This window comes from Chitinophaga pinensis, from assembly GCF_007896845.1.
Taxonomy (GTDB): domain Bacteria; phylum Bacteroidota; class Bacteroidia; order Chitinophagales; family Chitinophagaceae; genus Chitinophaga; species Chitinophaga pinensis_C.
Genome location: NZ_VOHS01000005.1, coordinates 38,887 through 53,067, shown reverse-complemented (window position 1 = coordinate 53,067; position 14,181 = coordinate 38,887). Strand labels below are relative to the sequence as shown.

The following is a 14,181-nucleotide window of genomic DNA, read 5'->3' as shown; positions in this document are numbered from 1 at the left end:
CTTCAGAAATGAAGCGCTTCTCATTTTTATACCTGTCTGAGAGTAATTTAATTCTTCATCTTTTCCTGTAACACTGTTCCCAGCGATTTTCGCTTCAACTTCGCTTCTATCCACGCACTGAAGTCAAACAATTTCAGTTGTTGCCGCTCATATTTGTCTGCTCTTATTTTATCAAAACTGGCATTGATCTTCTTCCATAAAGCGGTGCGGAAAGAAGTAACTGCTGGTATTTCTCCACTTCCCAGAAATTTGATAACAGTGCGTTCAAGCATATAGGAGCGTCTGGCATCTGGCTGTAAATGCCGGCGAAAAGCTCTGGTCTCATAACGTATGTATTCGAAGTTGCCCAGCTCATATTGTATCAACAGGTGTACCAGACGACAGGTACGATATATAGGCAATGTACTGTATAGGTTACTTTGTAATACCTGTTCAAGACTGTTATGTGCATTGTTAATATCCTCATTGCCCAGATAGATAAGTGCCATATAGAGATATATTTCAGCCTGCTTGCTGATATCCATTAATGCGATATTCTTTCTGATACCAGGGGCATACTGTTGTAATAATTTTAATGCAAAACCAAAATCTCCACTATCAATATAGGCCCCTGACTCATAAATAAACAGCAATCTTTGTTGCATGATCTCAAAATAGACACCATCACTTTTCAGACGTTTGATCTTGTCGATAAAAGAGAATAGTTCTTCATAATGTTTCCCTGCACGCAAACTGTCCAATATCCCTTCAATGATGAGTAAATGATCCGCGGGTGTATCCTCAAAGAGTGCCGGATGTGTTTCCAGTAATTGATTCAGTTGATGAAAGACCTGCAATGCCGCGGGATGATCGCTGGTAGCGAGATGATAGTGTGCCTGAAAGAGCAGATGTGTTTTCAGACTGATAGCAGAATCAGATACAGGAGGTGGCATCTCCGCATGTAATACGTCTACTGATTCCTGTTGACGGATAGTACGTGCACTGCCTCTGTATAGCAGTGTATGCCGCAAAGTTTCGTATAAGGATGTCTGCTGACGCACCTGCTGCATCACATCCAGCGTATGCTGAATGGCCGATTGCTTATTAGAAAGTTCCTCTGCGGTGATACCTGAAAAGTTCAATTGCTGCAGAAGTTGGATCTCCTGTTGCTGTGCCCACAACAATAACAACTGCTTTTCATTTGTAGCAGACGTTGCCTGTATTTTTTGTAGTTGTTTCAATGCATCTTCATGCAGGGAACGTTCAAACAGAATATCACATTTTAGTATGCCCGCAGTCAGCATAGCGGTAGACTGCTTCTGCAATCGCAGATGCAGCAGGCAATCCAGCAAGACTTTATAGAGATACTTACTACATACATCATAACTACATCCTGCATACTGTTGTTGAAAAGCGAGTTTTACTTCCGCTGTACTTTTAAATGATTGGTGTTCCATCAGGTCAAACAGATTCACATAATCCTTGTTGCCTTGCTGAAGCGCAGTGTACATACGGAAATACCTTTTTTCAGCCTTCGTAAGTGTATTTATAAGTCTGCTAAGCATGTCAGCTTTAGCCATAGTCCTAACGGTTTTAATTTATAAGGCCCCCAAACTTTCCATTTTTTCAATAACAGATCTTGGTTGATATGGAACAAAATAAGTTAAATAACGAATAGTAAGTAGTGCACTGTCAGATGGCATATTTATGCTTTTGGATTATCTGAAATGTATGTAAATTATATTTTATTTATCTGGTCTATATAATACTAACTAGTTGATTGTTAATTATAAAAGCGTGAAGTGAATTATTTCAGAATTCAGCATTACTTAAATTGGGAATGTCTATTCTTTATAAAAAAAGGTTAAAAAGTTATCAGACGGCTCATTATATTTGAATCGTAATGAAGGCACAAATGCAAACAGCATTGTCCGGTATGTTATAAATTCCCGTTAGCGAGCCCTGATGAAATTGAAGAAGTTTAGTTAATCGCACTATATTCAACCTAATAATCACCGTAGAAAAATTGTAGCAGGATCTAAAAAATTTGAATTAACAGGAGTATAAGTAACCAGCAACTTCGCAAAGCATCAACAGCCAAAATCATTTTTTTCTAAAACCTAAACACAATTTATTTTAATGAAAAGCACTAGCTAAAACGTTTTATACAACAGTTAGGAGATACTATCCCAATGCAGAAAAACTGCATCATCATCTATTTCACGTTATAGTTTCCACGGGTCCGGAGCGTATTGTTCACCCTGATCTCTAGTATAAACACCTCTTTTAGCACATGCTGATGGAAGGCTCAATGACTTTGGTTGTGCGCTTCCGGCAATCCAGTTTATAATACATGATGTAATCGATTACTCATCGCTATGCGCTGATGTGATCAACTCTGCCTGTCTTAAATTATTTACCTTATGCGTGTACTTGTACGGATCTTCATTTCGTGCCTGGCACTGTATTGCCCAAACCTTTTGTCAGGGCAGGATACAGCGAAATTACACAGACCACAGGTCCGTGTAACAAAGGCCGATTCTATTTCAGTGGAGCGTGAAAATACTTATCCATATTCCTCACTACATCAGTTGCTGAAAGGCAATGCAGCGGGTGTGTATATACAGGAACCAAGTGGAGAACAGGGCGCTTATAGCAGTATAGCATTGAGGGGTGCTGCCATCCCCTTCATCAGTAGTAAAGATATTTATGAGTCGCAACCTACAGTTATACTCGATGGTATTCCATTGATCATGGACCATCCCTTTACTTTTGATATCCAACTGTTTGGTTATAATCACCTCGGACCTAATACCAACCTGCTTTCATCTATAGATCTGAACAACATCGAAAAGATCGAAGTGGTGAAAGACTTTGGACGCGCAGCCATGTACGGACCGCGTGCAGTGAATGGCGGTGTCATACTGCTTACTACAAAAGCTCCGGTAGTAGGTCGCCGGAGAATAAGTTTCAACACCTATTTTGGTATGGTGCAGCGGCCGCATGTCTACACCACCAACGCTAAATTTGAAAACGATTTCCGGCAGCGTTTCTATGATAAATATGCGACTACAGAACAACTGCAGACATATCCACTCTATCTGCGCGATTCCACCAATAATGCCTACTATGGCCCGTCCAACTGGACAGACCTCTATTTTAAAAACAGACCGGTATATGGTGTAAACGCCAGTCTTTCCAGTGGAACAGACCGCGCTAATTTCATGTTCGCAGCAGGTAACCAACGTTCCGCCAATACAGCCGATGACAGCAAGATGGATCGCTACAATGCCATGTTTGAAATAAACATGGTCCCACTGAAAGGATTGACCATATCATCTATGATCAGTGCCTCCCGGTTGGAAAGAACCCGTAGCTCATGGTTGCGTGACCGCTTTGCAGAAATGCAATACATACCTGATCTCAGCAGTCCTTTGCCTCCCAATAAAAACTACTACAGCCAGTACCTGAATGAGTTTCAGAAATCATTCGATGACAATAAAACCAATGAAGTAAATGGGTATTTCAAAGTAAATGTTAAACTGGGCGATAGCTGGCAGGTGAACTCCATGTTCGGTTTTGATTATAACGAAGGACTGCGTGATCTCTTCTATCCAAGCACCTTGCTGGAGAAAGTGAATTATCTGTCTAACTACTTCGGATATAATCAACGGGTGTTCTTCAATAACAATATCCAGTACAATCATACCTTCAATGAGAAACATCGCCTCAGCGTAGAAGCTGGTCAAGGCTTTCAGGCAGATTATCATCGCTACAACTATGCATACGCATACAAAGGTCCGAATGACCTGATCCGTATCAATCTGCTGCATTCCGATATCCTCAAGTCAGAATATCTGTCTCCAAAATCCTTCAACCACGCCCTGATCTTCTCTTTTCTGGATAAACAACGCGCGCGTTTGTTGTCATTCTACGGTCGTGCCGCTTACTCCTACAACGATCAACTGGATGTCTCCGTATTGGTCCGCGCAGATGGTTCTTCCAGTGCACAGCCGGACAACTGGTGGTTATACACACCTACATTCACTGCTGGTGTCAATATCAGGAATATCTGGCTGAAAGAACAGAACAGCATCGATGCCCTGAAAATGCAAGCCAGCTGGGGAAGAATCGGGCGCCTGATGCCTGATGATCGCTTCGGGGAAGGCTCACAGTACACGTCAGATATGTCCTTCAGCAACAATCCGGTTCGTTTCTCCTATAACGGTTTCCCCGGAATCAGCAGAGCATATTCCTCCGGATATATCGGTTATGGTATTACCTGGCCTTACGCAGATCAGTTGAATGTAAACCTGACGGGCGCATTCCTCAAAAACAGATTACAGGTTTCACTTGACCTCTACAACAAGGAAGATCATAACATGTTGCTTGGTGTACCATTCGCCGCCGAATACGGATACAACTTCCGCTACAAAAACGGTATGGACGTCCGCAACCGTGGTATAGACCTCGGGGTAAAAGCCAGTGTACTGCCTGCAACAAGCGCTTTGCAATGGACACCCGGTATTACCCTCAACTATAATAAAAATACCTTGCTGGCTTTACCTGATGGCAGGGAAGAACTGGTTGTAGCCAACGGCAGTAAACTACTGCGTGTGGGGCATGCGATCGATCAGTACTGGGTACTGGAAAACGATGGTATCTATAACCGCGATAGTGAAATTCCTGTCAGTGCAGAAGGAAAGAAACTGAATTATAAAGGTATTACCCTACAGGCGGGTGATCCTCGCTGGAAAGACAAGAACGGAGATTACATCATTGATGACAAAGACAAAGTGCTAAAAGGACATGTGCTACCGGTGATTTCAGGCGGCTTTAACAGTGACTTCTACTGGCGCGGGTTTACACTTGGCTTGTCCTTCTACTATACTCTGGGCCGTAAAGTAATGAATGCCGAAGTCGCCGACCGTTTCGACTTTATTAACAGAGAAGGAAAGATCGATATGAGTGCTGTAAAAGAAATTACCTTCTGGAGTAAAGTGGGCAACTACGACAAATACCCCCTGTATAATCCATGGAGCACGGTAGATGCCTATCGCATAGATCAGGATCTTTTCCTTGAAAATGGCTCATTCCTGAAACTGCGCAACCTCTCGCTGCAATATGACCTGACCACCGCAAAATGGTGGAATAAAAAAGGCAAAATCAACGGACTGGCTATCTACGCTACCGCTACCAACCTGTTCACCATCACTCCTTATACTGGTGGAGATCCTGAACTGGTGGACTTCAACGGCTTTGATACCGGCTATTCACTGCCGCTTTCCAGGACATATACCATAGGACTTAAAATGGATCTCTGATGAAAAGACTATTGCTTATAACAATTTGTTGTTGCACGACTGTGCTCACAGGATGTAACAAGTTGCTCGATATTCACTCTTCTCACGCAGTATCAGAAGAAAACTTCTGGAACTCGCATGAGGATACCCGTACAGCGCTTATTGGCGTATACGGACTCTTACGTGCCGCTATGGCAGATAATAATGCGTGGTGGATGTATGGTGAATTCCGTAAAGGAGATTTCTTCGCTATACAACGACAGGATATGAAAGCCCTCATTCGTAATGATCTTCGGGCCGCCTATCCTTTGCTGGAACAATTGTCTAACTGGCGTCGCTTCTATGCGGTGATCAATGCGGCAAACATGTTTCTCGAACATGTAGGTGAAGTCAAAGCCCGCGACCCCAAATACTCGGATGAGAATATGCGGGTAGATATCGCACAGATGCGCTGTATACGTGCCTATGTTTATTTCTTCCTCGTGTCTGTATGGGGAGATGTACCTCTGATCACCGCTTCTCATGATGGTGAATTTGCCAATAAGGCAAGAGAAAGTAAAGAAAATGTATTGGCATTTGTAGAGAAAGAACTGGTACAGTCAGCTGCTGATCTGCCTTATAAATACAGCGCCAATGATCCTCAGCAATCCGGTAGTTATTACAACGAAACGGATACCCGCTGGTCAGGTGTATTGGCCCGTAAGCATACTGCTTACGCTATTCTGGCGCATGTGGCAGCGTGGCAGGGCAAGTATGTGGATGCATCCGTATACGCGCAGTTCGTACTGGATAATTATTCAAAAGGTGGCAGCTATTATATCAATACAGATGAACTGGTTAACAGTAACGGGTTTTTCAAATGGAAAAAAGACAATCACATACTGGCTTTCAACTTTGACTGGGGACATGTAGACGCTACCTTCTCCGGACATCTCGAAGAACTGACGCTTGCAGCCCCTGTGGTGAATAAAGCACTGCCGGATATCTATGTACCCAAAGACACCATCCTTTCTGTCTTTGATCGGCCATCGGATGAACGTTTCAGTCTGGATACCCTTACCGGTGTACCCACCTCCCAACGCTACTTTGCCAACTTCAACAGCCAGATACCCATTTTCAATAAAATAAAAGTGATTCAGGATGGTAATACTTCGGATCCTTCTTTCAGGATCTATTCCAGTACGATCATCATCACCCGTCTTGAAAATATAGCCCTCCTGCAGGCAGAATCACTGGCCGTTATTGGCGAACAACAAAGAGCGATTGACCTCCTGAATACCATCAGGGACCTGCGTAAAATCAAAAGATATGATGCTGCAAGAGAAGGTGATCTGATTGACGCCATTTTCCGGGAACGTCGGAAAGAACTGATGGGAGAGGGCTGGCGCTGGTTTGACCTGATCCGCTATAACAAGATCAAACAGAATGATCCTGCTTTCATGGAACTGATCGCTAAAGGTGGCATCTATTGGCCGGTGGCAGACGATGTTATAAAACAGAACCCATTGATCACCCAGAATCCTTATTGGCAATGATTAAAAAAATAAAACACATGCTGAACATCCAAAATCTGCTGGCTCTGTGTATCTGTATCGTGCTGCTCTATGGCGGATGCAAAAAGGACAGTGGGTACTATGGTTATGAGAATCAGCTGCAGGAGTTTGATGGTACCACTTACGATTTCCTGAAAAGTCAACATCAGTACGATTCATTCCTGCTCGCAGTCGAAAGGGTACACCTGACAGATACACTGAAGAACGGTTTATATACAGTATTTGCACCTACCGATGCCAGTTTCAGACAGGCTATCGAGAATATGAATACCCTGCGTACCATACAGGGAAGAGCACATATGTTTATCAACACAATACCCTATGAACAGCTGGACACACTGGTATGCCGGTATTTTGTAAGAGATACATTCTCCTCGCACGTAATGACTTTACAGGATGGTCTCGGATTAACAACTATCCGATACAACTATCCCATGCACGGTAAGTTTAAACGCACAGATGCAGAAGGGCACGTCAGCGGCGGACCTGGTATCATCACCTACAGCGATACAAAAGGTGTGATCTATACCAATCGCTGGAGCAATGCAACTACAGTGGCGCTTGATATCGTTACTAAAAATGGTTATGTCAACGTGCTGGAAAAGGACCACATGTTCGGATTTGATGAATTCATCCCCAGAATGAACCCAACAGTTTCTTCTCCATGGAATGATTATCCATTCTATATACCGGGAGTAGTAGGATTGGAACAATACAACCGCGGTGGTAATAAAGTTGCCTATCTGGATTTCTCCCTGAATAATCAGGGTGGCCAGTATCGCCCTGCCGATCAGGTAGATATCACAACTGCCGGCGAGGGCGGACTGAAAGTAGGATGGACCGAAACCGGAGAGTGGATGGATTACACTGTAGAAGTAACAGAAACCGGCGCATATGATATGACTTTACGTTATGGTAGCGGCGGTGATGATGGTCGGGTGCATCTGGAAATGGATGGGCGTCCTGTCGTAGGTAGTTCTGTCGTGATGCCCGGTTCAGGTGGCTATGATAACTTCCGGGATATTACCACTACTGTTCAGCTGACAGCAGGCCGGCATCTGATGAAGGTCTATTTTGACTTTGCCAACTTCGACCTGCGCTTCCTCAAATTTGTATTAAAGAACGCACCCATGCCTATACCGGGAGTTATTGCTCTGGAAGATTATGACCCGGGTGGAGAAGGCGTTGGCTACCACGATACCAACACAAAGAATGAAGGTAATAAGTACAGACAATCTGAAGGTGTGGATATCGATTTCGCCAAGAATGAAGGCGGAGGTTATCAGGTGGGATGGAACTCTACCGGCGAATGGTTGAACTATACTGTCAATGTAAAAGAAACGGGTACCTACAACACATTTATACTCGTCGGTTCTGAAGGCACCAACGGCATATTCCACCTCGAATTTGATGGCAAAGATGTGACCGGACAACTAAAAGTACCTAATACGGGTGGATACCACAAACGGCAGAATATCGCTACCAGCGTCTTCCTCACAAAGGGAGTACATGTGATGCGCTTCTTTGTAGACCACGACGGCTTTGATGTGAAGTCTGTCACTTTCCGGCCTTTAAACTAAAATATCAACACCCATGCGGAAAAGCTTACTATTTTTATCATTGCTCCTGTTGCTTTTCGCCTGCCGGAAATGGGCGGCAGACGATCTCGACTTCCTCAGCCAGCGGGCAGTATATAATCAGAAGGTATTTGCTCCCATACTGGGAAGAACCACCCTGTATTCCCAGATCTTTAACACAGATAATTCAACTACACCTATCGGTTTCCGTATCCTCAATGTGCGGTATAAAAAAGATGGTAAACCAGCCAGCGATTTCGAGCAACAGGCAGATGTGCTGGTCTGGAAATCCGCTTATACCGGTGAGGAAAAGTCACTGGCAGAAATAGAAAATAAACGCGCTGTAGAGCGTCATCCCATATTTGAAATCCGGCCCACTTCCGGCGACTTCGTACTATGGGCAGAAGCTATCCAGTCGAATATGCGTCACCAGCCTGACTCCGGTTACCTGTTTGATGTAGAAGCAACCAATTCCGGTGGTACGAATACCTATAAGAATCTCTCGCTGATGCCGATGAGAGAACAGCCTTATGCGCCTTACGAGTATGATGCGGTGACCGGCATACATCGCGCCAATTACCCCAATCCCAATGACTCATCTCAGTTTGAGCTGATCTACAATCATCCGGGTGTGTATAGTATGGTGGATGATGATACCAACCTTGACCTGAAAGGCGATAGTGTAAGGGTGTTCTTCCATAAAAAAGGCACTGGCAACTCGCTGTCATTCAAGTTTATGGATAAAGACTCATTGCCTATAGATCCGGCGAAATTCAACCTGACTCCCTGGGATTCTCTGATGCATGGTTTTGATAAAAAAATGACAACAACAGAAGTCACCTATCAGGTTGCCTATCCAATACCGGCAATGCGGTTCAGAACAAGATATACCAACGGCGACGGTTCTCAGGCTTATGTGAAATTCAGTTTCACACGCGTAGCATTTGGTAATGTCCGTCAGACAGGTGTACTGGATCTCAACTTCAACATCTATCAGAAAGGTGACTGGGAAATCATTTTCTATTTCAGGAACAATCCCCGGTTCAGGGATGAATGAGTTATCAACACAAAAATCTATCGCTATGCAAGGTAAGCGTATGTATAAATTTTCAGGATGGATACTCCTGTTGCTGTTGCCGATCTTATTAAAGGCACAGGAGAAAGTGCAGATCAAAGGTATAGTAAGGGATGCCCAGACAAATGAACCGCTGGTAGGGGTGAGTATCATGGCAGGTACACCTCCCAAAGCGGTGGGTGTAACCAGTGCAAATGGTTCATTCTCTGTAGCTGTTCCGGCGGATGCCCAACTGGTATTCCGCTATATCGGCTTCTCTGATTATAAGATCAAAATGAAAGATAAACGTGATCTGGTGATCCGTCTGGTGGTAACAGAAAACAAGCTGAATGAGGCGATCGTTATCGGTTATCAGAAAAAGACAAGAGAGGTAACCACCGGTTCTGCGGTGATCGTAAGTGGTAAAGAATTACAGGACGTTCCCGTATCCAACGTAGAGCAATTACTACAGGGTCGTGTGGCAGGGCTGAATATCCAGAATAATACCGGTACTCCCGGTGGTCGCGGTCTGATACAGATCAGGGGTTTATCCAATATCAGTGTATCTGGTAATGGTAATGACGCATTTCTGTCACCAACCTCGCCGTTATATGTGATCGATGGGGTACCCGTAGAAGCGGATGCTAACTTCGAATATGGATACCAGTCTGCAGGTCCCGGTGTAAGTCCGCTGTCCCTCATCCCTCCGGAAGACATCGAAAGCATGGAGATCCTGAAAGATTCTCAGGCGACCGCATTGTATGGCTCCCGGGGTGCTTATGGTGTGATCCTGATCACCACACGTCGTGGTAGTTCTCCGATCCCACTGGTAAGATATACCGGTAACTTCTTTGTGAATAACCCACCGAAATTACGTCCTACCATCGGTGGTAAAGAAGAAAGAAGGATCCGCCTCGGTATGATCAATGGTGGCAGCAATATGGAAGACATCTACCAGATCTCTACCAAACCTTTTCTGGCAGACAGTCTGAATCCTTACTATAATAATTCTACCAACTGGCAGGATGTATTTTACGCTACTACCGCCAACCAGACGCATAACGTGAACATCAGCGGTGGTGATCCTAAATTCAACTATAAAGTGGATCTGGGATACTATCATGAGAATGGTGTGATCCGCAATACAGGCTTTGACAGGTATTCCATCAATACCAATATGCTCTATCAGCCTAATACCAAACTGCGTGTATTCACTACTTTATCCACACAGGTAGGTAGAAGAAACAAAGGGAATGGGAATGGCCTGACACAAAGTGGCGTCTCTTCTAATGCATCGGCTTCCTCATTGTTGCCCGGTCCATCATTTTACCAGAGTACCGCCGGCGTTTTAGCTGCTTTGAATACGCGTAATGATAATAAAACAGGTAACGTGCGTAGTAGTCTGGATGTCAGCTATCAGCTGGTGCCGGGCCTGAATCTCGGATCCAGTGTGAGTTATGAATACGCTTCCAATACGGAAGACCGCTTCACACCGGCGGAAGCCAATAATGACTTCTCCCAGATCTATGCGTATAACGACCGCAAGTTTACCTTGTACAACCGTAACACAATTTCTTATAACCGTGTTGTAAATACAAACCATAACTTCTTTATCTCCGCATTTAACGAATTCTATAACCGTGGCTTCCAGGCGCAGGTGATCCGGCAGGAGAAAACGCCGAATAACCAATACGAAGGACCACTCGGTTATGATGGATATGCTTCCCGTGGAGGGGGCCTCCTGGATAACTACAGCAAACAGCATGTGGCCTCCTTTGCAGGAACATTTTCCTACAACTACAAACAGAAGTATGTAGTGGACTTCAGTTACAGAATGGATGGTACATCCAGCTCCGGTTTTGAAGATCCATACTCTAAGAATCCCGCCATTGGTATCAGATGGAACTTTAACAAAGAGGCCGCTTTGAGCGATAAAAGCTGGCTGACCTATGGTTCGTTGCGCGGTAGCTGGGGACAGAACATCGTTCCGTCCGGCGACATATTTTCTATCTATGGTACCTACGATCCGAGAGGTACGTACAATGCCAATCCCCGCCTTGGTATTAACTTCAATCAGTTGCCTAATACATACCTGCAACCTACAGCGACTACACAGTATAACGGCGGTTTTGAGGCCGGTTTCTTTGACAGCAGGATAGAGGTGATCTTCGACGCTTATTATAAGACCGTGAAGAACCTCCTCCGTACAAAATCGCTGTCCAATATCACAGGTTTCAACGAGATCACCACCAATGAAACTTCACTGATCAACTACGGATATGAACTGACCCTTACTTTCCGTCCGCTGCCCCGTACCAGTGAAGTTCAGTGGACGCTCTCCCTGAATGCGGCGTTGAACAAAGACGTACTGACCAGTCTCCCGAATGGGGCAAGACAGCTGGTACAGTATGACAACTCCACCAGTCAGCATACACTCTTCCGGGTGGGCAGAAACAGTCTGACCAACTATCTGCTGAAAACGGAAGGTGTGTATGCCTCAGACGCAGATGTTCCTGTTGATCCTGCTACGGGTCAGCGTTACCGTACTTCCAATGGTACCTATTTCAAAGCGGGTGATCCTATCTGGAAGGATGTGGATGGTAACTATATCCTCGATGCAAACGATTATGTAGCTGCTGGTAATTCACAACCCCTGATCACCGGTGGTATACAGTCCTATGTGAACTGGAAGAATTTCTCCCTGAACATCAGTACCTCTTTTACCCTTATCCGCGACATTCTGAACAATGCATTTGCTGAAAGAATGCAGTTTCTGGGAGACCCTTACAATCCTAAAGCAATGGTTGATTTCAGTGATGTGGATTATTGGAAAGGCCCCGGTTCTACCGCACATTATCCGAATCCTTTTGACTACAAACGTTACAATGATATCAGGCCTTACCGCTATGACCAGACACTCATACAGGAAGACGGCTCGTATTTCAAGGTCAATACCATGACGATTGCTTACCTCGTGAACAGGAAATTTACCAACCGCTATGGTATCAATTCTGTGCGCATGTATATGTCAGGCAATAACCTGATCACCTTCTCGCCATACAGCGGCCCTAATCCGGAGAACGTATCCGCAATGGGACGCGATCAGTCAGGAGGTTATCCGATTGCCCGCAGTTACAACGTGGGATTGAATGTAGAATTCTAAAGTTTTAAATGTATTGCTATGATCCGGAGGTTTATTTATATCACGACCTGTTTACTGCTGATCAGTCAGTACGGGTGTAAAAAATTCCTGAATGTAGAGCCACTGGACCGGCTGTCAGGAAATACCTTCTTCAAAACAGCGAAAGATGTAGAAGACAATGCCTGGGACATCTATGGCCTTTTCAGAGATGTAACGGGTTCCTGTCCTCTGTTCGCTATGGCAGGAGAAGCCCGGGGAGGTATGCTGGCGATGTCGCCCAAAGGGGATGGAGCTGACAGGACCTTTGTGGAGTATATCGCCAAGAATGACCTTATTTCCGTTATCTACAGACCCGCAGGGAAGGAATTCTGGGACATTTTCGATCTGTATAATATGGCAGACTGGAAGCCCTATTATCGTGTCATACAGGCCTGTAATATCCTTATTTACGAAGTAGACAGGCGTCAGATACCTGATCTGACAGAAGCCCGTAAAAAGGCTTATAAAGCAGAAGCAACATTCATGCGTTGTCTGAGCTATTTCATCATGGTGAGAATGTGGGGCGATGTGGTTTATTATACAGACGCCTATCATGAAGCACCCTTGCCAAGGGAGAAAATGGTCAACGTTGTTAATAACTGTATCTCTGAGCTGACTGCCGTGCTGGATGATATGCCATGGTCATTTACAGAACCTGCCTATCAGGGAGCAAGAGCCAGTAAAGGTGCAGCTATTGGTCTGCTGATGGAATTACACATGTGGAACGCCGGATTCGATAAAGCCAACGCACAACAACATTATCAGGCTACCGCCGATCTGGGTGATCAGATGATCAAAAGTGGTGCTTATACATTGCTGCCTATTGAAGAGTCATTCACCATCTTCAAAGGCCGCTCAAGAGAAAGCCTGTTTGATATCGTGATCAGTTCCAACTACGGAGAAGGACTGGCAGAAAAATGGAATGATCTGTCTGAGTTTGTCGTGCATTACCCGTATAAACGCCCGGCCTACAATCACCAATACAGTTTTACCTACTTCCGCGCAGAGTACCTGCGACGCCTCTATCCTTCAGGTATACCTGATGCAAGAATAGAGATGTGGTTTGACTCACAGATGTTTGCCAATGACGGCACTTTCATGTTCCTCAAGTATAACAGCCTTTATGAACAGGGTAATTCAGACGTGAATGTGGATAACAACCTGATCGTATTGCGGTATGCAGGGGCCATTCTGCTCAGAGCTGAAGCACTTGCAGAACTGGGCGAGACACAGACTGCCGAAGCCATCAGGATGATGAATATGATCAGGCAGCGTGCCAAAACACCTGTATATCAGGGTGGCGGCGGACAAGCACTCAAGGACGCCATCTTCACAGAAAGAGCAAAAGAACTGATGATGGAAGGTCATTACTATTTCGATCTGGTACGTACTGGTCGTGTTATGAATCAACAATGGTGTTACTATCCGCTCACACAGGCGCAGTTTGACAATGGTGGCTGGACATGGCCTATCAATACCAGCGCACTGGATAATAACCCTTATATGCAACTGAACAACTATTGGTTAAGATAAA

At 44.7% G+C, this 14,181-nt stretch carries 7 protein-coding genes; 6 read left to right on the top strand and 1 reads right to left on the bottom strand.

Translation table 11 applies throughout. The features are described 5' to 3' along the window. Positions 1-47: 47 nt before the first annotated feature. Positions 48-1,490: a hypothetical protein gene (locus FEF09_RS06615; protein WP_146304394.1), complete on the bottom strand. Its 1,443-nt coding sequence runs from the start codon at positions 1,488-1,490 to the stop codon at positions 48-50. A gap of 912 nt (positions 1,491-2,402) precedes the next feature. On the opposite strand from FEF09_RS06615, the gene FEF09_RS06610 reads away from it, so the two are divergent. From FEF09_RS06610 to FEF09_RS06585, 6 genes are read left to right on the top strand one after another with little or no spacing between them, the layout of a single operon-like run. Next, positions 2,403-5,303 carry a SusC/RagA family TonB-linked outer membrane protein gene (locus FEF09_RS06610; protein ID WP_146304393.1) on the top strand — a complete coding sequence of 967 codons (2,901 nt, stop codon included), beginning with the start codon at positions 2,403-2,405 and terminating at the stop codon, positions 5,301-5,303. After that, positions 5,303-6,817 carry a RagB/SusD family nutrient uptake outer membrane protein gene (locus FEF09_RS06605; protein ID WP_146304392.1) on the top strand — a complete coding sequence of 505 codons (1,515 nt, stop codon included), beginning with the start codon at positions 5,303-5,305 and terminating at the stop codon, positions 6,815-6,817. The genes FEF09_RS06610 and FEF09_RS06605 overlap by 1 nt, the downstream gene beginning before the upstream one ends. Before the next feature lie 17 nt (positions 6,818-6,834). After that, a complete protein-coding gene (locus tag FEF09_RS06600) occupies positions 6,835-8,415 on the top strand; it encodes a carbohydrate-binding protein (RefSeq protein ID WP_186774224.1) in 1,581 nt (526 codons plus the stop codon). Between the two features lie 13 nt (positions 8,416-8,428). Further along, entirely contained in the window at positions 8,429-9,469 is a 1,041-nt protein-coding gene (locus tag FEF09_RS06595; protein WP_146304390.1) for a DUF5007 domain-containing protein, read from the top strand. 25 nt (positions 9,470-9,494) lie between these two features. Continuing rightward, positions 9,495-12,629: a SusC/RagA family TonB-linked outer membrane protein gene (locus tag FEF09_RS06590; RefSeq protein ID WP_261387367.1), complete on the top strand. Its 3,135-nt coding sequence runs from the start codon at positions 9,495-9,497 to the stop codon at positions 12,627-12,629. Positions 12,630-12,647: 18 nt separating this feature from the next. Beyond that, positions 12,648-14,180 (top strand): RagB/SusD family nutrient uptake outer membrane protein, encoded by a 1,533-nt coding sequence (locus tag FEF09_RS06585; protein WP_146304388.1) that lies wholly within the window; start codon positions 12,648-12,650, stop codon positions 14,178-14,180. Position 14,181 lies beyond the last annotated feature (1 nt).